This is a genomic window from Streptomyces sp. DH24 (genome assembly GCF_029813775.1).
Classification (GTDB): Bacteria; Actinomycetota; Actinomycetes; order Streptomycetales; family Streptomycetaceae; genus Streptomyces.
Genome location: NZ_JARVKW010000033.1, coordinates 43113 through 64740, shown reverse-complemented (window position 1 = coordinate 64740; position 21628 = coordinate 43113). Strand labels below are relative to the sequence as shown.

Below are 21628 nucleotides of genomic sequence, written 5' to 3'. Positions count from 1 at the left end.
TCAGCTCGCTGACCGATGTCGCGCGTCGACCGGTGCAGCGGCTTCTGCGCACTTCCCGGCTCACGTCCGAGGTGCTGTTCCCGCCGCCCCGAAGGAGCGCTGTCAGCCTCCCGCGCGGCCTCTCCCCCCTTCTCTCCGCCTGCCTCATGCCTTCCGTCCGTGAAAGGACCTCCATGACCACCACACTCGAACACCCTCCCCTCCAGCAGGCTCCCGTCCGGACCGTCACCGGTGTCCTCGACATCGACGCGGCCGGGAAGGGGCACCTGCGCGCGGCGAACTTCCTGCCCACGCCCACCGACCCGCAGGTCGCACCCGCGCTGATCCGCCGCCACGGCCTGCGCAAGGGCGACCTCGTCGACGGCGTACGCGGCGACCGGCGCACCCTCACCGAGGTCGCCCGGGTCAACGGACGTCCCGCCCGGGAGGCGCGCGGCCGTCGCCACTTCCAGGACCTGACACCCCTGCACCCGCACGAGCGGCTGCGGCTCGAACACCCGGCGGCCGCCCTCACCGGGCGCGTCACCGACCTGATCGCCCCGGTCGGCAAGGGCCAGCGCGGGCTCGTCGTGGCCCCGCCGAAGACCGGCAAGACCGTCCTCCTCCAGCAGTTCGCCGCCGCCGTCGCGGGCAACCACCCCGGCTGCCGGCTGATGGTCGTGCTGCTCGACGAGCGGCCCGAGGAGGTCACCGACATGCGGCGCTCCGTGCGCGGCGAGGTGTACGCCTCGACCTTCGACAAGTCGCCCGGGGAGCACGTCGCCCTCGCCGAGCTCGTCATCGAGCGGGCCAAGCGGCTCGTCGAGGCGGGCGAGGACGTCGTCATCCTGCTCGACTCCCTGACCCGGCTGTGCCGGGCCCACAACAACGCCGCCTCCTCCAGCGGCCGCACCCTGAGCGGCGGCGTCGACGCGGCGGCGCTGCACGGGCCCAAGCGGTTCTTCGGCGCCGCCCGGCAGGCCGAGGAGGGCGGCTCGCTCACCATTGTCGCCACGGTCCTCGTGGAGACCGGTTCGCGCGCCGACGACTTCTACTTCGAGGAGCTCAAGGGCACCGGCAACATGGAGCTCCGGCTCAGCCGCGAGCTCGCCCACCGCCGGGTCTTCCCCGCCCTCGACATCGACGGCTCCGGCACCCGCCGCGAGGAACTCCTGCTGACTCCGGTTGAGTTGACCGCCGTGCACGGGCTGCGCCGGGTGCTGCGGGGCCGGGACGGCCAGACCGGCCTGGAGACGCTTCTGGAGCGGATGCGGCAGACCCCCGACAACGCGGCCTTTTTGAAGCTCGTCCAGCCCACGCTGCCCGCCGGCTGACCGGCCGCCGCGTGCGGCATCCGGGTGCTCGCGGGCGCCGTCCGGCCCGGTCGTCGCGGTGTTCACCGAGGCCGTTCCTACGTTTGCGGTATGACTATCGGACTTACTTCCCGGGCTGTCGTGTCGACCTGCGCGCTCTGCGCCGCGGGCCTGCTCGCGCTCACGCCCGCGGCGGCCGCCTCCCGCGCGGAGGCGCCGGACCCCGGCGGGCCCGACGGCCGCCAGGCCACGGCGCAGCAGCCGTCCCTGCTGCACCGCCCCGGCACCCAGGTCCGGCCGGGCGCCGACGCGCCGAAGGTCCCGCGGGTCTCCGCACTGTCCTGGCTGGTGGCCGACGCCAACACCGGCGAGGTGCTCGCCGCCCACGACGCGCACCGCAGACTCCCGCCCGCCAGCACCCTCAAGACGCTGTTCGCGCTCACGGTGCTGCCCGTCCTGCCCGGAGGGGTCAGGCACAAGGTCGAGGCTCGCGAACTGCACGGCATCGGCGCGGGCAGCAGCCTCGTCGGCGTCACCGAGGGCACCACCTACCGGGTCGCCGACCTGTGGCACGGCGTGTTCCTCAACTCGGGCAACGACGCCGTGCACGTGCTGGCCGAACTCAGCGGCGGCTGGCGCTCCACCGCCGCCCGCATGCAGGCCAAGGCGCGCTCCCTCGGCGCCCACGACACACGCGTGGTGTCGCCCGACGGCTACGACGCGCCCGGCCAGGTGTCGTCCGCGTTCGACCTGGCGGTGTTCGGCCGGGCGGGCCTGCGCAACGCCGACTTCGCGCGCTACTGCGCCACGGTCCGCACCACCTTCCCGGGCGGGCCCCGGGGCGCGTACCAGATCCAGAACACCAACCGGCTGCTCACCGGCGCCGGCGGTGTCGACCGCTACCCCGGCCTGATCGGCATCAAGAACGGCTACACCTCGAAGGCGGGTCACACCCTCATCTCCGCCGCCGAGCGGGACGGGCGCACCCTCGTCGTGACGGTGATGAACCCTCAGTCGGGCGGCGCCCCGGCCGTGTACGAGGAAACCCGTCAGCTGCTCGACTGGGGGTTCGCCGCCGCGGGCCGGGTCGAACCGGTGGGCTCGCTGGTCTCCCGCAGGGTGGCGCCGCAACCGGGGCCGCCGGCCGCCGTGCCCGCCGCCGCGATGGCGCCGGACGCCGGTCCGCGCTGGCCGGAGGCGGCCGCGGTCTCGGGCGCGGCGGGGCTGGGCGCCCTCGCGGTGTCGCTCGTACTGCGGACCAAGGTGCCACGTCGGGAGCGGGGCTGACCGGTCGGCAGCCACAGCAGCAGACCCAGCGTGATCCAGGCGTAGACGTTGCTGCCGAGGAAGCCGTCCACGCCGGACGCGTCGTCGAACCACAGCCACACCACGCTCGTGCACAGCACCGCGTACAGGGCGCCCGCCACGCGCGGGTGCCCGGCGCGGCACAGCACCGCGAAGGACGGCAGCAGCCACACCAGGTGGTGCACCCAGGTGATCGGGCTGACCAGGCACGCGGTGAGACCCGTGAGCGCGAACGCCGCCGTCCACTCGCCCGCCGCCACCGCGCGGCGGGCCCGCACCGCCCACACGCACAGGACCAGCAGCACCGCCGCCGCCCAGAGCGCCCGGCCCGGTTCGCCGAGGCGGGCCAGCACGCCCTGCACCGACTGGTTCGAGACGTAGTCGAGGCGGCCCACCCGGGTGGTGTCCCACATCGCCTCGGTCCAGTAGAACCGGGAGGCGTCCGGGGCCACCAGCGCCGCGAAGGCGGTCGCGCCGACGGCGACCGCCGTGGCGATGCCCGCCGCCCGCCACCGCCGGGTGAGCAGCAGCAGACCGATGAACAGCGCCGGCGTGAGCTTGACCGCCGCGGCCAGGCCGATCCCGACGCCCGCGCGACGCCCCCGGCCGGTGGCCAGCAGCCGGGCGTCGACGAGGACGAGGGCCAGCAGCAGGACGTTCACCTGCCCGAAGCTGAACGTGTCGCGCAGCGGCTCGAACAGGGCCAGCGCGCAGCCGCCCAGGGCGCAGCCGTACCAGCCGTACCGGCGCACGACCCGGCCGGCCAGCACCCGCACCACGAGGGCGAGAGCGGCCAGGTTCAGCAGCAGGGCCACGGCGATCGCGGCGGGCAGGTCGAGCAGCGCCATCGGCAGCATGGCGACAGCGGCGAACGGCGGGTACGTGAAGCCGTACTCCGTGCCCGGCACCCGGTAGTCGTAGAGCCGTCCGCCGCGGTGCGTCCAGTGGTCGACGGCGCCGTGGTAGACGCGCAGGTCGAACCAGTCGCGCAGCAGCGGCACGGTCGCCGTGAAGACGCTCACGGCGACGACGGCAGCGAGGACCGTCAGCAGCCTGCCGGGGTCGGTGCGCGGCGCCGCGGCGGCCCAGGACACACGGTCGGCGAGCAGGGACCGTAGGCGGTACGCCCCGGGGCGCCGCGTCACGCGGTGCGTCCCAACGCCGGGGCGAGCTGCGCCTGGTGGGCCTGCCACAGGACGACGACGGCCAGGACGCCGCCGGAGACGGCCAGCACCAGCTGGCCCGCGTCGGCCGGGTTGCCGCTCGGCAGGACGGACAGCGCGAGGACCCCGGTCACGGCGGCCGTGCGGTGCCGAGCCGAGGTGCTGGGCGCGGCGGCGGCGATGAGGAACAGGCCCCACAGGGCGTACCAGGGGCGCAGCGCCGGGCCGAGGGCGGCCACCGCGGCGAGGCTGAGTCCCAGCGCGTACACCGGGCGCGGACGCAGCCGCAGCCATATGACGACGACGGCGACGACGGCCGCCGCGACGCCCAGCGTGTGCCAGACGGGGACGGCGAGCGGCGCGAGGTCGCTGCCGAGCCGCTCCAGCAGGGCGCGGGTCGCCCGGCCGAGCAGGCTCGTCAGGGCCCAGTTCTGCGGCGAGACGGGGGTGTTGAGGGCGGCGATCCAGCCGTAGCCGGTGCCCGCGGCGGCGGTGGCGGCGACGGTGGTGGCCCCGGCCGCCGCGGTGGTCGTCAGCACCGCTCGCACCGGCCGGCGGCCCGCGCGGACCTGGAGGACCACGACGGCGGCGAGGCCGAGCACGGCGGGCGCCTTCACCAGGGCCGCGAGGGTGACCAGGGCGGCCCCCAGCACCGGCCACCGGCCCAGCGCCGCGACCAGGCCGGTGCCGAGCAGGCCGAGCATCACGGCGTCGTTGTGGGCGCCCGCGACCAGGTGCAGCAGCACGAGCGGGTTGAGCACGCCGAGCCAGAGCGCCGCGGCCGGGTCGGCACCGCTGTGCCGGGCGAGACGGGGCAGCGCCGCCGCCATCAGCGCCACACCGGCCAGCGCGACGAGCCGCATCCCGAACAGCCCGGCGGGCAGCTCCCCCTGCGTCAGCCCGGACAGCGCGGCGGCGACGGCGAGGAACACCGGGCCGTACGGGGCTCCGGTGTGCTGCCACAGCGGGGCGACCTCCTCGGCGAGCGGGCCGCCGAGCCGGGACGGGCCGTGGGCGTACACGTCGATGTGCGCCTCGACCATGGCGCCCTGCGCGAGGTAGCTGTACACGTCCCGGCTGAACAGGGGCGGCGCGAGCAGCAGCGGCGCCGCCCAGACGACGAGGACCAGCAGCAGGGCGCGCGGCGTCGGCGGCTCGGGACCGCGGACCAGCCGCCCGAGCAGCGCCCAGGCCGCGATCAGCAGCACGACGCCGAAGTACACGCCGACCAGGCCCAGGGCGGCGTGCGCGGAGGAAGGGGCCAGCAGCTCGCGCACGGGCAGGGCGCCGGCCGTCTCACCGCCCGCCGCGAGGAAGGCGGTTCCGGCCAGTCCGAGCACCTGGCAGCGGCGGAGGTCGACGGGGAAAGCCATGGCCAGCACCCGCGCAGCGTGGCAACGCCGGGTGGCCGGGAATCGACGCGCCGCTGCCCGGCGGGCGGCCTGCGGGTGACCGGCGTGTGAGCGAACGCGCCGACCGCGCGCCCGGCCGCCGTTGGCCGTTGTGGTCCGGTGGTTCGCCGTGGTCGTGGTGGTCGGTGGTTGTGGTCCGGTGGTCCGGTGGTCCGGTGGTCCGCCGTGGTTGTAGTGGCCGGTGGTCCGGTGATCCGCCGTGGTCAGAACACCGACAGCCCCGTCAGGGTCGTGAAGCGGTCCAGGGCCGCCACCCCCGCGACCGAGTTGCCGCGCTCGTCCAGACCCGGGCTCCACACGCACAGGGTGCAGCGGCCCGGTACGACGGCGATGATGCCGCCGCCCACGCCGCTCTTGCCGGGCAGGCCCACGCGGTAGGCGAAGTCACCGGCCGCGTCGTACGTGCCGCACGTCAGCATCACCGCGTTGACCTGCTTGGCCTGGCTGCGGGTGAGCAGCCGGGAGCCGTCGGCGCGGACGCCGTGCCGGGCCAGGAAGCCGGTGGCGAGCGCGAGGTCGGCGCAGGACGCGGCGACCGAGCACTGCCGGAAGTACTGGTCGAGCAGCACCGGCACCGGGTTGTCGATGTTGCCGTACGACGCCATGAAGTGGCCGAGGGCGGCGTTGCGGTCGCCGTGCGCGGACTCGGAGGCGGCGATCTCCTCGTCGAAGGCCAGCTCCGGGTTGCCGCTCTCGGCCCGCAGGAACGCGAGCAGTTCGCCCGTCGCGTCGCCAGTGCGGGTGTGCAGGCGGTCGGTGACGACGAGGGCGCCCGCGTTGATGAAGGGGTTGCGCGGGATGCCGCTCTCGTACTCCAGCTGCACCAGGGAGTTGAACGGGTTGCCGGACGGTTCGCGGCCCACGTGCTCCCACAGCTCGTCGCCCTCACGGGCGAGGTCCAGGGCGAGGGTGAAGACCTTGGTGATGGACTGCGCGGAGAACGGCTGCCGCCAGTCCCCCACGCCGTACACCGTGCCGTCGGGTTCGGCGGCGGCCATGCCGAAGCGGCGCGGGTCGCAGGCCGCGAGCGCCGGGATGTAGTCGGCGGGGCGGCCCCGGCCGGGCGTGCGGCCGATCTCCTCGGCGATCTGCTCCAGGACCGGCTGGAAGGTCTGCGACGACGTCATGATCACATTGTCCTCTCCGACCGGTCCCGGCGCGTGGGGCGGGTGCTCACGGGCCTCGCCGAGCGTCGTTCTCCGCCGGTTCCGGCGTGTGCGGGCGGGTACGCGCGCGCCTTTGCCTGGCGTCGTTCCTGCCGGTCCCGGCGCGGCGCGTGGGCCGGTGCCCTCCGGCTCGCCGACGTGGCTCTGCTGCCGGTCCGGCGCGTGGGGCGGGTGCCGACGGGCGTCGGCGCGGGTGGTGGGTCAGGCCAGGGCCTTGCTGCCCGCCAGGATCTCGGGCCGCAGCAGCCCGGCCAGCCGTTCGGCGGGCAGCAGGCCCTTCTCCAGGACGAGTTCGGCGACTCCGCGCCCGGTGGCGAGTGCCTCCTTGGCGATCTCGGTGGCGGCCGTGTACCCGATGTGCGGGTTGAGGGCGGTGACGAGGCCGATGGAGTTCTCCACGGTCGCGCGCAGCGCCTCGGTGTTGGCGGTGATGCCGTCGACGCAGCGGTCGGCGAGCGTGAGGCAGGCGGCCCGCAGGTGCGTGATCGACTCGGACAGCGAGTGCAGGATGATCGGCTCGAAGGCGTTGAGCTGGAGCTGCCCGGCCTCGGCGGCCATGGTGATGGTGACGTCGTTGCCGATCACCTCGAAGGCGACCTGGTTGACGACCTCGGGGATCACCGGGTTGACCTTGCCGGGCATGATGCTCGAACCGGCCTGGACGGGCGGCAGGTTGATCTCGCCGAGCCCGGCGCGCGGCCCGGACGACAGCAGGCGCAGGTCGTTGCAGCTCTTGGACAGCTTGACCGCGACGCGCTTGAGCACGCCCGACATCTGGACGAACGCCCCGCAGTCCTGGGTGGCTTCCACCAGGTTGGCCGCGGTGACCAGCGGCAGGCCGGTGACAGCCGCGAGATGGCGGCGGGCCGACTCGGCGTATCCGGCGGGGGCGTTGAGGCCCGTGCCGATGGCGGTCGCGCCCAGGTTGATCTCATGGATCAACTCAACGGCCTCCGCGAGCCGGCTGCGGTCCTCCTCCAGCATCACCGCGTACGCCGAGAACTCCTGCCCGAGCGTCATCGGCACGGCGTCCTGGAGCTGGGTGCGGCCCATCTTGAGGACGTCGCGGAACTCGACGGCCTTGCGGGCGAAGGCGTCCTGGAGGACCGACATCGCCTTCAGCAGCCCGCGCACCGCGAACACCGTCGCGACCTTGACGGCGGTCGGGTAGACGTCGTTGGTGGACTGGCCGAGGTTGACGTCCTCGTTGGGGTGCAGGTGCCGGTAGTCCCCCTTGGCGTGGCCGAGCAGTTCCAGCGCCCGGTTGGCGACGACCTCGTTGGCGTTCATGTTCGTCGAGGTTCCGGCGCCGCCCTGGACGACGTCGACGACGAACTGGTCGTGCAGGGCGCCCGCGCGGATCTCACGGCAGGCGGCGACGATCGCGGCGGCCTTCTCGGGCGCCAGCAGGCCGAGTTCCTCGTTGGCGAGGGCGGCGGCCTCCTTCACGGCGGCGAGCGCGTCGATCAGGTGCGGGTGGGCGGAGATCGGGGTGCCGGTGATCGGGAAGTTCTCCGTGGCGCGCAGGGTGTGGATGCCCCAGTACGCGTCGGCGGGGACCTCGCGGTCGCCGAGCAGGTCGTGCTCGGCGCGGGTGGCTGCGGCGGTCATGGCGGTGCGGGTTCTCTCAGACGTGGGCGTACGAGGGCTGCGGCGCGACGGGGTCCAGCGCGCGTACGGGGCGGATCGCACCGACGGGCCGGCCACCGCCGAGCAGTGGCTCACCGGCGAACTCGGTGAGCAGGACGGGGTCCACGCCGGCGCGGGCGAGGGCGGCGGCGGTGACCGGGACACGGGCCCGGTTCGCGCCGTCGGCGATCTTCACGGCGACGGCCCGGCCGTCCGGCAGGGCGGCGACCTGGACACCCTCGAAGCCGTCCTTGGTGAGCAGTCCGGGCACGGCCCGCATCAGGGCGGCGACGTCCCGGCCGGACCCGGAGACCATCTCCGCGTGCTCGCGCATCGCGTCCGCCACCAGGGCCTCCGGGGTGCCGGGGGCGGCGGTGGCGATACGGGCGGCGGCGCGGGCGAGTCCGTGCAGGGAGATGGCGAACAGGGGCGCGCCGCAGCCGTCGACGGTGACCCGGGCGACGCGCTGCCCGGTGAGGTCCTCGACGCTCTCGGCGACGGCCTGCTGGAGGGGGTGGCCGGGGTCCAGGTAGTCGTCCAGGGACCAGCCGTTGAGCTCGCAGGTGTAGAGCATGGCCGCGTGTTTGCCCGAGCAGTTCTGGGCGAGCCGGGACGGCGTGCGGCCCTCACGCACCCAGGCGTCGCGGACGACCGGGTCGAACGGCAGGTCCGGGACGTTGCGCAGGTGCTGCTCGGTGAGCCCGGCGGCCTCCAGGATGCGGCGGGCGCCGGCGAGGTGGCGTTCCTCTCCGGAGTGGCTGGCGGCGGTGAGCGCGAGCAGCTCACCCCGCAGAGGGAGCCCGGCGCGCACCATCGCGACGGCCTGGACGGGCTTGAGCGCGGAGCGCGGATAGCAGGCGGCCTCGATGTCGCCGAGCTGGAGACGGACCCGGCCGTCGGCGTCGAGGACGACGACGGAACCGTAGTGGATGCCTTCGACGACCCCGCCGCGTATCAGGTGGGCGACGGGGGCGTGGAGGGGCTCGCGGATCAGGGGTGCGTCCGCGGGGGAACTGCTGTACATGACTGCCTAGGGGTCGAAGGGGTCAAGGGGCATGGGGTCACGGGCCAGGGACACGGGCAGGGGAGTCATGGGAGCCGGCCGGGGCGCGGATCACGCGTCGTGTCGGCGGGGATGCGGGCGGCTGGACCGCGACGGCGGGCCGGCGCTACACGCGGGCGGAACGTTTCTCCGACGCCGCGACACTTCGATCACCACGACACCGCGATATCCGGCACAGCCGAGATAGCCGACACCGCAGCGTCGGTCGCCGTCGACGCGGCCGTCACGGCGGTCACGTGCGGTCAGCGCAGTCACGCCTGTCACGCCTGTCACGCCTGTCATCGAAGTACCTCTCACTCGCGCCTCGGTTCCGGCGTCCGCGGGGTGTCCGCGCGTGTGCGGCGCACGATGGCGGTGAGGGTGGTCTCGACGCGGTCGATGTGGTGGGCCATCGCCTGCTCCGCGTCGTGTTCGCTGCCGTCGATCAGCGCTTCGACGATCGCCCGGTGCTCACGGTTGGACTGCTCGCGCCGGCCGCCGAGTTCGTTGAGGAAGGCGGACTGGCGGGCCAGCGCGTCCCGGATCTCCTCGATGACCCGGCGGAACACCGGGTTCTGCGCGGCCTCCGCCACGGCCAGGTGGAACAGCGTGTCCATCGCGACCCACGCGGTGGTGTCGGTCTCCCGCTCCATCCGGTCCAGCAGGTGGCTCAGGTGGTCGAGGTTCTCCGGGGTGCGGCGGCGTGCCGCGTACCCGGCGACCGGGATCTCGACGTGCCGGCGCACCTCCAGCAGATCGCTGGCCGCGTAGTCGCCGAAGGTGGGGTCCTCGACGGCGTTGGCGACGACGAAGGTGCCCTTGCCGGTCCGGGAGACCGTCAGCCCCATGGTCTGCAGGGCGCGCAGCGCCTCGCGCAGCACGGGCCGGGAGACCTCCAGGGTGCGGCACAGCTCCGCCTCGGACGGGAGCTTGTCGCCGATGGCGTAGTCACCGCGCTCGATGGCGCCGCGGAGGTGGCCGAGCACCGCTTCCATGGCGCTGACGCGCCGCAGCCCGAGGCCACCTGTCTGGCTGTCTGACAGGTTCACAGGGACTGATCCTGCGGGTGACGGGTGGACGCTGTCAAGGTGAGCGGACCGTGAGCCCGACGGTGCACCAATCGGCTGGCGAACCGGCCGGTGCATGGACAGGTCGGTGAGCCGGACGGTGCACCAGTCGGCCGGTGAACCGGCCGGTGCATGGACTGGTCCGCTGGTCCGTCAACCGTTGATCGTCACCACAGCGCCCGGGCCAGCACCGCGCCCGCGAAGGCCGCCCCGAGCCCGGCCGTGACGCTCGCGGCGACGTTGGCCGCGGCGTACCCCGGCGCGCCGTCCTCCGCGAGCCTGAGGGTCTCGTAGGAGAACGTCGAGTACGTCGTCAGGGCGCCGCACAGACCGGTGCCGAGGAGCAGCTGGACGTGCGAGTTCGCCGCGCCCGCTGCCGCCGCGCCGGTCAGCAGGCCGAGCACCAGGCTGCCGACGACGTTCACGGTGAACGTGCCCCAGGGGAAGACCGAGTCGTGCCGGGACTGCACGGCCCGGTCGGTGAGATAGCGGAGCGGGGCGCCGACCATGGCGCCCGCGACGACCAGCAGCCAGTTCACCTCTGGGTCCCGTCCTTCGTCCCCGCGCCGTCCCCGCCGCCGGCGCGGCCCGTGTACCGGACGACCTCGCAGGCGTCGATCGTGACGAGGCCTTCCGTGACCAGTCCGTCGAGCTGCGGCAGGAAGCCCCGCACTCGTTCCTCGGTGTCCACGACCACGATCGCCACGGGCAGGTCCTCGCTCAGGGACAGCAGGCGCGCGGTGTGGATCAGGGAAGAGGCGCCGAAGCCCTCGATGCCGCGGAAGACGCTGGCGCCCGCGAGGCCCGCCGTGTGCGCCCGGTGCACGATCTCCGTGTACAGGGGCCGGCGGTGCCAGGTGTCGTTCTCACCGACGAACACCGTCAGCCGCAGGGCCCGGCCGGTCGGTCCGGTCATGACCGCCTCCACTTCAGCACGCGGCGGGACGCCGTGACCGCGCCCCAGACCGCGAGGAGCGCCGCGGCCGGCGTCGCGGCGAGGTAGGCCAGGGACGTGGCGACCCGGTCCCCGTCGAGCAGCTTCTCGATGTCGACGGCGTACGTCGAGAAGGTGGTGAAGCCCCCGAGTACCCCGGTGCCGAGGAACGGCCGCACGAGCCGGTGCGTGGCGCGGAGCTCGGTGACGGCCACCATGAGGACGCCGATCAGGGCGCAGCCGGCGATGTTCACCCACATCGTCGTCCAGGGGAAGCCGCCGGCCGGGACGGGCCAGGTGAGGGAGGCCGCGTAGCGGGCTGCGGCTCCCGCTCCCCCGCCGAGCGCCACCACCGCCACGACGGGCGCCTGCTCGCGCCGTGCGGTGCGCCGCGGCGCCGCGGGCCGGAGGCCCGGACCGCGGGTTTCGGGGACTGTCATGGTCGTACGTCTCCTACTCGCCGGGGCGCGGGCACGCGCGTGCCCGCCGTCGCAAGCAGGGACCGTTGGCGGCACCGGTGCCGCGGTTCGGGTACGGCGGGCCCCACCGCCGCGCCGCGACGATGATCGCGGCCGGTCAACAGGGTAACGCCGGGCGACGAACGCGGTCATCCGCGGAGGGCCGGCCCTGCATGCCGAGGTCGGTCGCAAGCCGGCGGTGCGAGGACTGCCACCACGTGGTCGGGCCCGGCTGCGCACGAGGCCGGGGTTTCGCGTGATCGCGGTGCCGCGTCGCCGCCCCTCGTCGGCGTGGGTCGCGGTGCGGTGCTTGTCCGCTGCCGGCCTGCCGCGCGGTCGGGCGGCTCCCCTACCAGCCCTTTTCCAGCATCCGCGCGACCTGGGCGATCCGTACCTCGTCGCGCCGGTAGTGGAGGCGGCCGGTGGACCTGGCGGTGCACAGCAGGCCGAGGGACGTCAGCAGGCGGAGGTGGGTGACGGCCACCGGGCGGGGCAGTCCGAAGCGGGCGGCGACGGCCTCCGCGGTGGCGCCGCGTTCTCCGCGGTCGGGTTCGCGCAGCCACGCGAGGATGCGCAGCCGGGTGTCGCCGACGGGAGTCCTCAGCATGTCGCCTCCGTCCTTCGCGGCGCCTCCTCGTACCGCGTCTTCCCACTGTCCCGCAGGCGAAGCCGCCGCGTCCCGGACTCCAATGTGCTTGTCCGATACCGGGCCGCTCGCGGCGTGGCACCGGTCGGTACCCGCATCGGTGCGGGGTGGCGAAATGGGCGGTGCGGCCCGGCCGCGTATCCGCGGCCGGGCCGCAGTGCCTGACGCCTGACGTCGGGCTCCGGGCGCCGGGCGCCGGTATCGGGCGCCGGCGTCAGGCGCAGGGGCTAGCGGTGGCGGAACCACGACATGGACGTCAGCGCCCTGTCGTCGTAGCCGAACAGCGCCTGGTTCTCCCAGCCGTTGCCGGACGACGGGTCCGCCGGGTCCCAGCCGTTGCCGCTGACCGCGGTCCAGGTCGCCTCCCAGTAGAAGACGCCGAGTCCCCGGCCGTTCGGGACCGCCTCGACGATGCTGGCCATGTCGTTCATCCACCGGGTCTGCCCGGTCGTGGACGCCGGGTAGCCGGGGACCAGTTCGTCGGCGGTGTCGATGATGTTCTCGTGCGCGTCCTCGCTGTCCAGGCGGAAGGGGTAGGCCGTCTCGGCGACGAAGACCGGCTTGCCGTAGCGGGCGGCGGCGTCGTCCAGAGTGGTCTGGAAGTCGTACAGCGTGCCGTGCCAGTAGCCGTAGAAGGACAGGCCGATCGCGTCGAACTTCACGCCGTTCGTGACGGCGCTGTCGAACCACCAGCGGGTGCCGGACAGGTCACCACCCTTGGCGAGGTGCAGCGCGACGCCGGTGGACGAGTTGACCGCCTTGACCGCGTTGTATCCACTGTTGAGCAGTCCGGCGAGCTGCGTCCAGTTGTTGGTGGAACCCTCGTTCCACAGCATGCCGCCATTGATCTCATTGCCGACCTGGACCATGTCGGCGGTGGTCCCCTGGGCCTTCAAGGCGCTCAACACGTCGTACGTGTGGTCGTACACGTCCGTCTTGAGTTGACTGTACGAATGGCTCGCCCAGGCGGCCGGTTTCGACTGCGCGCCCGGGTCGGCCCACGTGTCGGAGTAGTGGAAGTCCACCAGCAGCTTCATGCCCTGCGCCTTGACGCGCTTGGCCATGGCGAGGACACGGGCCCTGTTGTTGTAGCCGTCGGCCGGGTCGACCCAGACCTTGAGGCGCGCGTAGTTCATGCCGGCGGACTTGAGGATCGCGACCGGGTCGCCGGCCGAGCCCGAACCGGTCCGGTACACGCCGCCCTTGGCCTCGCTCTTGGGCAGGGAGGAGATGTCGGCACCCTTGATCGACGTGCCGGACGTGCCCGCCGAGAAGGTCAGGTCGTCAACATTGATCCAGTTGCCCGCGTTCGCGTCACTGTTGATGCTGATCGTGCACTGGTTGTTGGTCACGTTGACCGGCACGACGATCCTGATCCACCCGCTCGCCGACACCGGGAGATCCGTGCGCTGTTCGGCCCCGCCGCAGTTCTTCAGGGCTATGTACGCCGCGTTCTGGCCGCCGCCGGAGCGCACCCACGCGGTCAGCTTGTAGCTGCCGCTGGTGAGTCCGGACAGGTACTGGTAGGTCTCCACCTTGTAGGCGGCGGAGGACCAGTGGCTCAGGCGGTGACCGCCGCTGCGTCCACCGGACTCGGCGAACGAGGCCGAGTTCGAGCCGTACTCCGACCAGCCGGCCGGGGTGGCCGCGCCCGCGCCGTCGGCCTCGAAGCCGCCGTTGGTGAGCGTGCTCGCCGCCCGGGCCGTCTGGGCGGGCAGGGCGGTGAGGTCGAGCCCGGCCGCGAGCGGCAGCAGCAGGGCCCTGAGTGTGCGTCTGGGATGGAACATCGTCGTCCGTCGTCCCTTCGACGTAAGAGGGTGAGGTGTTCCTCGCCCCGGGCCGCGTCTCCCGGAACATCCCGGAGGACACGGCCCGGCGGTGAGGTGCCCTTCCGCCCGCGGCTCGGGTGCTCGCACGGGCGGAGGGGAGTCGCGGCTCAGCCGTCGAGTCGCACGACCCGGACGGCTCCCGCCGGGACCGCGAGGCGGCCCGCGGCACGCTCACCGGACAGCAGCTCGGTGCCGGACGTCTCCAGCGGCACCTTGGTGTCGGTGGCGGTGTGGTTGATCACGAACAGGCAGGTGCCCGACTCGCCGGTGCGGCGGACCACTTCGACGTCGCGGGGCAGGTCGGCGCGCGGCGCGATCCGGGCGTCCTCGCCCGCCCGCCCGAGCACGTCGTCCAGGCCGGCCGCGCCGAGCCGGGTGGAGACGTACCAGGCGGTGCCCGCGCCGAGGCGGTGCCGGGTGACGGCGGGGCGGCCGGCGGTCAGGCCGTCGGCGTACGTCCACACGGTCTCGGCGCCGCGCGGCACGACGAACTCGGTCCACACGTCGGCGTCGAGCCCGGAGCCGTCCGGGCCGGTCAGGCGCACCCGCTCGCCCCGGAGGAGCGGCGAGAACTCCTCGACGGTCAGGCCGAGCACGTCGCGCAGCGGGCCGGGGTGGGCGCCCTCGTGGACGGCGTCGTGCTCGTCGACGATGCCGGAGAAGTAGGACACGACGAGGGTGCCGCCGTTCTCCACGTAGGTCTTGAGGTTGTTCCCGGCCGCCTCGGTCATCAGGTAGAGCGCCGGGGCGACGACAAGCGGATATCCCGACAAGTCGGCTTCGGGGTGGGCGAAGTCGACGGTGAGGTGGTGGTCGTACAGGGCCTCGTAGTACGCGTCGGCGCGCTCGCGGGCGTCGTGGTCCTCGCTGGGGCGCCAGTCGAGGTTCTGCGCCCACCAGGAGTGCCAGTCCCACAGGACGGCCGCGTCGGCGCAGGTGCGGGTGCCGCGGATCTCCGCCAGCGACTCCAGGGAGGCGCCGAGTTCGACGACCTCGCGCCACACCCGCGTGTCGGTGCCGCCGTGCGGGACCATCGCCGAGTGGAACTTCTCGGCGCCGCGCCGGGATTGCCGCCACTGGAAGAACAGGGCGCCCTCGGAGCCGCGCGCGACGTGGCCGAGGGAGTTGCGGGCCATCTGGCCGGGCGCCTTGGCGGGGTTGCGGGGCTGCCAGTTGACGCCCGAGGTGGAGTGTTCGAGGAGCAGCCAGGGCGCGCCGCCCGCGACGGAGCGGGTGAGGTCGGCGGCCATGGCGAGGTTGACGTGGGTGCGGCGGCCGTCGGTGATCAGGTAGTGGTCGTTGGTGACGATGTCGACCTCGCGGCCCCAGGCCCAGTAGTCGACGGAGTCGCACTGGCTGAGGGCGGTCATGAAGTTCGTGGTGACGGGGACGCCGGGTGACAGGCGGTGCAGGATGTCGCGTTCCGTCACGAAGTTCTCGCGCATGGTGGCGTCGGCGAACCGCTTGTAGTCCAGCGCCTGGGCCGGGTTGCCGGCGGTCGGGGTGAGGCGCGGCGGGTTGATCTGCTCCAGGTCCGCGTAGCGCTGGCCCCAGAAGGCGGTGCCCCAGGCCTCGTTGACGGCGTCGACGGTGCCGTAGGTGGTGGCGAGCCAGCGGCGGAAGTGGGCGGCGCACGAGTCGCAGTAGCAGGCGGAGACGGGCACGCCGTACTCGTTGTGGACGTGCCACATGGCGAGCGCGGGATGGTCGCCGTAGCGCTCGGCGAGCCGGGTGGTGATGTTCGCGGCGGCGGCGCGGTAGTCGGCGTTGCTGTGGCAGATGGCGGCGCGTGAGCCGAACTCGTACCGGACACCCTCGGCGGTGACGGGCAGCGCCTCCGGGTGGGCGCGGTAGAACCAGGCGGGCGGCGCGGCGGTCGGGGTGCCGAGGTCGACGCGGATGCCGTTGTCGTGCAGGAGGGCGAGGACCCGGTCGAGCCAGCCGAAGTCGTAGGCGCCGGGGGCGGGTTCCAGCAGGGCCCAGGAGAAGATGCCGACGCTCACCATCGTGACGCCGGCCTCGCGCATCAGCCGGACGTCCTCCTGCCAGACGCTTTCCGGCCACTGCTCGGGGTTGTAGTCCCCACCGAAGGCGAGCCCGGTGAGGCCCCTGGGGGTGGTGTCCGGCATCAAAATCTCCCGAGTACTCGATCATCTGGGAACGTGCACACACATTCTCGGTGGCGCGAGCCCAACATAACCGCACAGCATCAACCATTGACAAGTGTCCGGGATGTTTCTCTACTGTGAACGCTCACAGAGCACCGCGGGTGCGCCGAGGGACCACCGGAGGTACCCCGCGGCCCGCGGCATGGAGGTCCTCGCAGCAGGCGGGGACCCAGGTCAGGGGAGAGATCCATGCCGTACACGAAGCGCCGTCGCGTCGTGACGTCCGCCGTCGCCGTCGCGCTCGGCGCCACCACGCTCGCCGCCTGCGGCTCCGCCGAGAGCGACAGCGACGCCCGGTCCGGCCCCGTCTCGCTCACGTACTGGACGTGGACGCCCGGCATGGACAAGGTCGTCGACCTGTGGAACAAGGGACCGGGCAAGAAGGAGCAGATCACCGTCACGGTGAAGAAGCAGGCGTCCGGCGACACACTCGTCACCAAGATCCTCACCGCGCACAAGGCGGGCAAGGCCCCGGACCTGGTGCAGGCCGAGTACCAGGCACTGCCGACGCTGGTCAGCAACGACGCGCTGGCGGACATATCCGGTGAAGTGGGCGACGTGAAGGGCAAGTTCGCCGACGGCGTCTGGCAGCAGACCACGCTGGGCACGGACGCGGTGTACGCGGTGCCGCAGGACATCGGGCCGATGATGTTCTACTACCGCGAGGACCTGTTCAAGGAGTACGGCCTGACGGTGCCGACGACCTGGGACGAGTTCGCCGAGACCGCACGCGCGCTGAAGAAGAAGGCCCCCGGCAAAGACCTCACCACCTTCTCCGCGAACGACTCCGGCCTCTTCGCGGGTCTCGCCCAGCAGGCCGGCGCCCAGTGGTGGACGACCTCGGGCGACAAGTGGAAGGTCGGCATCGACGACGCGGCGACGCGGAAGGTCGCCGAGTTCTGGGGCGGCCTCGTCGAGGAGGGCGCGGTCGACAACCAGCCGATGTACACCCCGGCCTGGAACAAGGCGCTCAACACGGGCAAGCAGATCGCCTGGGTCAGCGCCGTGTGGGCGCCGGGCACACTGACCACGGCCGCGCCCGACACCAAGGGCAAGTGGGCCATGGCCCCGCTCCCCCAGTGGTCCAAGGGCGAGAACAGCACCGGCAGTTGGGGCGGCTCCTCCACCGCGGTCACCACGGACTCCGGCAACAGGGCGGCCGCCGCGAAGTTCGCCGCCTGGCTGAACACCGACCACGCGGCACTCAACGCCCTCGCCAAGGAGAGCGGCATCTACCCGGCCTCCACCTCGGCGCAGCTCAGCGGCGCCTTCACCAGCCCGCCGGCCTACTTCTCCAACCAGCCGGACTTCTACACCCGGGCCGCCGAGATCGCGAAGACGACGGCGCCCTCGGCCTGGGGTCCGAACGTGAATGTCGCCTACACGTCCTTCAAGGACGCCTTCGGCTCCGCCGCCAAGAACAAGTCGGACTTCGGCGCCGCCCTGAGGACCATGCGGGAGGACACGGTCGCCGACCTGAAGAAGCAGGGCTTCGAGGTCGCCCAGTGAGATCCGCAGCACGCCGGGGGACGTACGGGGTCAAAGGGGCCCCGTACGCCTTCCTTCTCCCCGCGACGATCCTCTTCCTGCTGTTCTTCGCACTGCCGATCGGCTACGCGGTCTGGCTCAGTTTCCGCAAGGTGAAGGTGTCCGGGCTCGGCCTCGGGTCAGGTGCCCGTTCGGAGGTCTGGGCCGGCGTGGAGAACTACACCGCCGCCCTCACCGACAGCGAACTGCTGGACGGCGCGCTGCGCGTGCTCGGCTACGGCTGCCTGGTGGTGCCGGTGATGCTGGGCCTCGCCCTGCTGTTCGCGCTGATGCTCGACTCCGACAAGGTGCGGTTCGCCCCGTTCACCCGGCTCGCGATCTTCCTGCCGTACGCCGTCCCCGGTGTCGTGGCGGCGCTGCTGTGGGGCTTCCTGTACCTGCCGGACGTCAGCCCCTTCTACTTCGTCCTCGACAGGCTGGGCCTGCCGCAGCCGGATCTGCTGGACGGCGGTCCGCTGTACCTCGCCCTGGCGAACATCGCGGTCTGGGGCGGCACCGGCTTCAACATGATCGTCATCTACACCGCGCTCCGGGCCATCCCGGCCGAGGTGTACGAGGCGGCGAAGCTGGACGGCGCCACCCCGCTGCAGATCGCACTGCGGATCAAGATCCCGATGGTGGCGCCCTCGCTGGTGCTCACCTTCTTCTTCTCGATCATCGCGACGCTCCAGGTGTTCAACGAGCCGACCACCCTCAAACCCCTCACCAACTCCGTCTCCACGACGTGGAGTCCGCTGATGAAGGTGTACCAGGACGCCTTCGGCAAGGGCGACATCCACGCGGCGGCGGCCGAGGCCACACTCATCGCGCTCGCCACCCTGGTGCTGTCCTTCGGCTTCCTGCGGGCCGCGAACCGTCGCAACAAGCAGGAGGCAGCACGATGAGTTCTCTTGCCGTCCGCAAGGCGCGGCCCGCCGCCGGCACCACGCCCGGCACCGCTCAGGGCCCGCCCCCGCGCCGCCGCGTCGCGCTGGTTCCTACGGTGACGCTGCTGATCGGCGCGCTGTACTGCCTGCTGCCGGTCGCGTGGGTGGTGATCGCGTCGACCAAGTCGGGGCGCGAGCTGTTCTCCACGTTCACCTTCCTGCCGGGCACCGGGTTCGCCGAGAACCTCTCCGACCTCAGCGCCTACCGGGACGGCGTGTACTGGCAGTGGATGGGCAACTCCGCGCTCTACGCGGTGCTCGGCGCGCTGCTGTCCACGGCGGTGTCGGCGTTCAGCGGCTACGCGCTGGCGACCTACCGCTTCCGGGGCCGGGAGACGATGTTCAACGTCCTGCTCGCGGGCGTGCTGATGCCGCCGGTGATCCTCGCGATCCCGCAGTACCTGCTGCTGGCTCAGGCCGACCTCACGGACTCCCACCTGTCCGTGCTGCTGCCGCAGATCCTCTCGCCGTACGGTGTCTACCTCGCGCGGATCTACGCCGCGGCGGCCGTGCCCGGCGACGTGGTGGAGGCCGCGCGGATGGACGGGGCGGGCGAGTGGCGGATCTTCACGCGGATCGCCCTGCCGATGATGGTCCCGGGTCTGGTGACGGTGTTCCTGTTCCAGTTCGTGGCGGTGTGGAACAACTTCCTGCTGCCGTTCATCATGCTCAGCGACGACGAGAAGTTCCCGATCACGCTGGGTCTGTACACGCTGCTGGAGCAGGGCTCCAACACCCCGGCGCTGTACACCCTGGTGATCACGGGCGCGTTCCTCGCGGTGCTGCCGCTGGTCGCGCTGTTCCTGGTGGTGCAGCGGTTCTGGAGCCTGGATCTGCTGTCCGGGGCCGTAAAGTCATGACCATGAGCGCAACGGGGGGTCGGCGAAAGCCACCGACGATCCACGACGTGGCGCGCGAGGCGGGTGTCTCGCGCGGCACTGTGTCACGTGTCCTCAACGGTGGCCACTACGTCAGTCCGGCCGCGCAGGAGGCGGTCAACGCGGCCATCCGCAAAACGGGTTACGTCGTCAACCGGCACGCCCGCTCGCTGATCACCGGCCGGTCGGACTCGGTGGGCTTCCTTCTGACGGAACCGCAGGAGAGGTTCTTCGAGGACCCCAACTTCAACGTGCTGCTGCGCGGTTGCACCCAGGCGCTGGCCGCGCACGACATTCCGCTGCTGCTGATGCTGGCCGGGACCAAGGACGAACGGCGGCGCATCACGCGTTACATCACCGCCGGGCACGTCGGCGGGGTGCTGCTGGTCTCCAGCCACTCGGGCGACCCGGTCGCGGAGCAGTTGCGCGAGGCGGGCGTGCCGCTCGTCGCGTGCGGCAAGCCGATCGGGCTCGGCTCGAAGGTGAGCTATGTGGCGGCGGACGACCGGGACGGCGCCCGTGACATGGTCCGCCACCTGCTGTCGGCCGGCCGGCGCCGGATCGGCGTGGTCACCGGCCCGCTGGACACCCCGGGCGGTGTCGAGCGCCTCGCGGGCTACAAGGAGGTGCTCGGTGAGGCGGGCATGGAGATCGACGAGCGGCTGATCGTGCCCGGCGACTACAGCCGGGCCGGCGGTGAGGCGGGCGCGGAGCGACTGCTGGCCCAGGCCCCGGACGTGGACGCCGTGTTCGTGGCGTCCGACCTGATGGCGCAGGGCGTCCTGACGGCGCTGGAGCGGGCCGGGCGGCGCGTGCCGCAGGACGTCGCGGTGGGCGGGTTCGACGACTCGCCTGCCGCGCTGGCGGCCCGCCCCGCGCTCACCACCATCCGCCAGCCCTGGGACCGCATCAGCACGGAGATGGTCCGCGTGCTGCTCGCCCAGATCGCCGGCGAGGAGGCGGCGGCGGTCATCCTGCCGACGGAACTGGTGAAGCGCGCGTCGACGTGAGGCGCCCGTCGGTGCGAGATGCCTGTCGGCGCCTGCCTGTCCACGTGTGTGCCTGTCCACGTGTGTGCCTGTCGGCGGGAGGTGTCTGCCTGTGTGAGGCGCGCGTGCAGGTGCGGCACCGGTGCAAGTGAGGTGCCTGTGGGTGTGCGGCACCGGTGGGCGGGAGCACGTGCCGGCGGTGCGGCCCGGCGCATCGTGGCCGGGGACGCCGGGGAGCCGGGGCGCGGCAACCGGTCAGTTCTGGAGAAGCCGTCCACCGCCGCCCCGTCCTAACGTGAGACCACGGCGTCGGCAGGCGCCGGCCACGCAATCGCGACAGGAGCACGCCATGACCGACGGCCTGAGGACGATCGTCTACCCCGTCAAGGACCTCGACCGCGCGAAGGCACTCTTCGGTGCCCTGCTCGGGGTGGAGCCGTACGCGGACGAGCCGTACTACGTCGGTTACCAGGACGCCGGGCAGGACGTGGGGCTGGACCCCAACGGGCATGCGAAGGGCATGACCGGCCCGGTCCCCTACTGGCACGTGTCCGACATCCGGTCGACGCTGGCCGCGCTGCTGGAAGCCGGGGCCGAACCGTTGCAGGACGTCCACGAGGTGGGCGGCGGCCGGAGGATCGCCTCCGTGCGCGACGCGGACGGCAACCTGGTCGGCCTCGTGCAGGACGATCGGGCCTGATCCGGCCACGGCCGCCGCACACTTGGTAGTTGCACGGTAAACGAATCGTCGGAACGGTGTTACCGTGCGGGTATGGCAGTGGAAACGGCCGGTGCGCGGCTCGAGGAACGGTGGCGCGGCATCCTGTCGGCGCACGCGCGCACGATGTGCGAGATCGACCGTGTGCTCCATCCGCACGGGCTGGGCGCGAGCGACTTCGAGGTGCTCGACATCCTCGCGACGGACGCGCCCGAGGAGGGCGGCGCCCAGTGCCGGGTGCAGAACCTGGCCGGGCGCATCCATCTCAGTCAGAGCGCGCTGTCGCGCCTCATCGCCCGCCTGGAGAAGGACGGCCTGGTGGAGCGGTCCGTCTGCGTGGAGGACCGGCGTGGCGTGTGGGTCGCGCTGACCGCCAAGGGGCGTGACCTGCACGCGCGGGTGCTGCCGCTCCAGCGTGCGGCTCTGGAGCGCACGCTGGGCGACGCGGCGCGCTGACG

19 protein-coding genes and 1 pseudogene are annotated in these 21628 nt (G+C 72.7%); 8 read left to right on the top strand and 12 right to left on the bottom strand.

What is annotated here, in order from left to right; all coding sequences use genetic code 11:
* Positions 1–173 precede the first annotated feature (173 nt).
* Positions 174–1313 (top strand): transcription termination factor Rho, encoded by a 1140-nt coding sequence (rho, locus tag QC282_RS24150; protein ID WP_279551649.1) that lies wholly within the window; start codon positions 174–176, stop codon positions 1311–1313.
* 90 nt (positions 1314–1403) lie between these two features.
* Positions 1404–2291 (top strand): annotated as a pseudogene (locus QC282_RS24145) (D-alanyl-D-alanine carboxypeptidase family protein); the annotation flags it as partial.
* 50 nt (positions 2292–2341) lie between these two features.
* Here the strand turns inward: QC282_RS24145 and QC282_RS24140 are convergent.
* The 12 genes from QC282_RS24140 to QC282_RS24085 form a co-directional block, all read right to left on the bottom strand.
* Entirely contained in the window at positions 2342–3691 is a 1350-nt protein-coding gene (locus QC282_RS24140; RefSeq protein WP_279551662.1) for a glycosyltransferase 87 family protein, read from the bottom strand.
* A gap of 47 nt (positions 3692–3738) precedes the next feature.
* Positions 3739–5142, bottom strand: coding sequence for a polyprenol phosphomannose-dependent alpha 1,6 mannosyltransferase MptB (gene mptB, locus QC282_RS24135; protein ID WP_279551648.1), 1404 nt, complete (start codon positions 5140–5142; stop codon positions 3739–3741).
* A gap of 233 nt (positions 5143–5375) precedes the next feature.
* A complete protein-coding gene (locus QC282_RS24130; RefSeq protein WP_279551647.1) occupies positions 5376–6299 on the bottom strand; it encodes a glutaminase in 924 nt (307 codons plus the stop codon).
* A gap of 240 nt (positions 6300–6539) precedes the next feature.
* Positions 6540–7949, bottom strand: a complete 1410-nt coding sequence (aspA, locus tag QC282_RS24125) for an aspartate ammonia-lyase (protein WP_279551646.1) — start codon at positions 7947–7949, stop codon at positions 6540–6542.
* Between the two features lie 16 nt (positions 7950–7965).
* Positions 7966–8991 (bottom strand): asparaginase, encoded by a 1026-nt coding sequence (locus QC282_RS24120; RefSeq protein ID WP_279551645.1) that lies wholly within the window; start codon positions 8989–8991, stop codon positions 7966–7968.
* Positions 8992–9323: 332 nt separating this feature from the next.
* Positions 9324–10004, bottom strand: a complete 681-nt coding sequence (locus QC282_RS24115) for a FadR/GntR family transcriptional regulator (RefSeq protein ID WP_279551661.1) — start codon at positions 10002–10004, stop codon at positions 9324–9326.
* Between the two features lie 239 nt (positions 10005–10243).
* Positions 10244–10615: a fluoride efflux transporter CrcB gene (crcB, locus tag QC282_RS24110; protein WP_279551644.1), complete on the bottom strand. Its 372-nt coding sequence runs from the start codon at positions 10613–10615 to the stop codon at positions 10244–10246.
* Positions 10612–10992, bottom strand: coding sequence for a DUF190 domain-containing protein (locus QC282_RS24105; protein WP_279551643.1), 381 nt, complete (start codon positions 10990–10992; stop codon positions 10612–10614). Before QC282_RS24105 ends, crcB (QC282_RS24110) begins: the two co-directional genes overlap by 4 nt.
* On the bottom strand, positions 10989–11450 hold the full coding sequence (crcB, locus tag QC282_RS24100) for a fluoride efflux transporter CrcB (RefSeq protein WP_279551642.1): 462 nt from the start codon (positions 11448–11450) through the stop codon (positions 10989–10991). The genes QC282_RS24105 and crcB (QC282_RS24100) overlap by 4 nt, the downstream gene beginning before the upstream one ends.
* 367 nt (positions 11451–11817) lie before the next feature.
* On the bottom strand, positions 11818–12075 hold the full coding sequence (locus QC282_RS24095) for a helix-turn-helix domain-containing protein (RefSeq protein ID WP_279551641.1): 258 nt from the start codon (positions 12073–12075) through the stop codon (positions 11818–11820).
* A gap of 266 nt (positions 12076–12341) precedes the next feature.
* Positions 12342–13901, bottom strand: a complete 1560-nt coding sequence (locus QC282_RS24090; RefSeq protein WP_279551640.1) for an arabinogalactan endo-1,4-beta-galactosidase — start codon at positions 13899–13901, stop codon at positions 12342–12344.
* A 149-nt stretch (positions 13902–14050) separates the two neighbouring features.
* On the bottom strand, positions 14051–16072 hold the full coding sequence (locus QC282_RS24085) for a beta-galactosidase (RefSeq protein ID WP_279551639.1): 2022 nt from the start codon (positions 16070–16072) through the stop codon (positions 14051–14053).
* Positions 16073–16300: 228 nt separating this feature from the next.
* On the opposite strand from QC282_RS24085, the gene QC282_RS24080 reads away from it, so the two are divergent.
* The 6 genes from QC282_RS24080 to QC282_RS24055 all read left to right on the top strand — a co-directional run bounded on the left by QC282_RS24080 (position 16301) and on the right by QC282_RS24055 (position 21626).
* Positions 16301–17620 carry an ABC transporter substrate-binding protein gene (locus QC282_RS24080; protein WP_279551638.1) on the top strand — a complete coding sequence of 440 codons (1320 nt, stop codon included), beginning with the start codon at positions 16301–16303 and terminating at the stop codon, positions 17618–17620.
* On the top strand, positions 17617–18543 hold the full coding sequence (locus QC282_RS24075; protein WP_279551637.1) for a sugar ABC transporter permease: 927 nt from the start codon (positions 17617–17619) through the stop codon (positions 18541–18543). The genes QC282_RS24080 and QC282_RS24075 overlap by 4 nt, the downstream gene beginning before the upstream one ends.
* On the top strand, positions 18540–19445 hold the full coding sequence (locus QC282_RS24070; protein WP_279551636.1) for a carbohydrate ABC transporter permease: 906 nt from the start codon (positions 18540–18542) through the stop codon (positions 19443–19445). Before QC282_RS24075 ends, QC282_RS24070 begins: the two co-directional genes overlap by 4 nt.
* On the top strand, positions 19442–20473 hold the full coding sequence (locus tag QC282_RS24065; protein WP_279551635.1) for a LacI family DNA-binding transcriptional regulator: 1032 nt from the start codon (positions 19442–19444) through the stop codon (positions 20471–20473). The genes QC282_RS24070 and QC282_RS24065 overlap by 4 nt, the downstream gene beginning before the upstream one ends.
* 328 nt (positions 20474–20801) lie before the next feature.
* Positions 20802–21152 carry a VOC family protein gene (locus QC282_RS24060; protein ID WP_279551634.1) on the top strand — a complete coding sequence of 117 codons (351 nt, stop codon included), beginning with the start codon at positions 20802–20804 and terminating at the stop codon, positions 21150–21152.
* Positions 21153–21224: 72 nt separating this feature from the next.
* On the top strand, positions 21225–21626 hold the full coding sequence (locus tag QC282_RS24055) for a MarR family transcriptional regulator (RefSeq protein ID WP_279551633.1): 402 nt from the start codon (positions 21225–21227) through the stop codon (positions 21624–21626).
* Positions 21627–21628: the final 2 nt, after the last annotated feature.

Bases quoted from the DNA above. Each gene is read 5' to 3' on its own strand.
- QC282_RS24065 (WP_279551635.1), top strand. From the start codon at position 19,442: ATGACCATGAGCGCAACGGGGGGTCGGCGAAAGCCACCGACGATCCAC.
- QC282_RS24060 (WP_279551634.1), top strand. From the start codon at position 20,802: ATGACCGACGGCCTGAGGACGATCGTCTACCCCGTCAAGGACCTCGAC.
- QC282_RS24085 (WP_279551639.1), bottom strand. From the start codon at position 16,072: ATGCCGGACACCACCCCCAGGGGCCTCACCGGGCTCGCCTTCGGTGGG.
- aspA (WP_279551646.1), bottom strand. From the start codon at position 7,949: ATGACCGCCGCAGCCACCCGCGCCGAGCACGACCTGCTCGGCGACCGC.
- QC282_RS24120 (WP_279551645.1), bottom strand. From the start codon at position 8,991: ATGTACAGCAGTTCCCCCGCGGACGCACCCCTGATCCGCGAGCCCCTC.
- QC282_RS24080 (WP_279551638.1), top strand. From the start codon at position 16,301: ATGCCGTACACGAAGCGCCGTCGCGTCGTGACGTCCGCCGTCGCCGTC.
- QC282_RS24105 (WP_279551643.1), bottom strand. From the start codon at position 10,992: ATGACCGGACCGACCGGCCGGGCCCTGCGGCTGACGGTGTTCGTCGGT.
- QC282_RS24090 (WP_279551640.1), bottom strand. From the start codon at position 13,901: ATGTTCCATCCCAGACGCACACTCAGGGCCCTGCTGCTGCCGCTCGCG.
- QC282_RS24070 (WP_279551636.1), top strand. From the start codon at position 18,540: ATGAGTTCTCTTGCCGTCCGCAAGGCGCGGCCCGCCGCCGGCACCACG.
- QC282_RS24130 (WP_279551647.1), bottom strand. From the start codon at position 6,299: ATGACGTCGTCGCAGACCTTCCAGCCGGTCCTGGAGCAGATCGCCGAG.
- QC282_RS24095 (WP_279551641.1), bottom strand. From the start codon at position 12,075: ATGCTGAGGACTCCCGTCGGCGACACCCGGCTGCGCATCCTCGCGTGG.
- crcB (WP_279551642.1), bottom strand. From the start codon at position 11,450: ATGACAGTCCCCGAAACCCGCGGTCCGGGCCTCCGGCCCGCGGCGCCG.
- rho (WP_279551649.1), top strand. From the start codon at position 174: ATGACCACCACACTCGAACACCCTCCCCTCCAGCAGGCTCCCGTCCGG.
- QC282_RS24115 (WP_279551661.1), bottom strand. From the start codon at position 10,004: ATGGAAGCGGTGCTCGGCCACCTCCGCGGCGCCATCGAGCGCGGTGAC.
- QC282_RS24055 (WP_279551633.1), top strand. From the start codon at position 21,225: ATGGCAGTGGAAACGGCCGGTGCGCGGCTCGAGGAACGGTGGCGCGGC.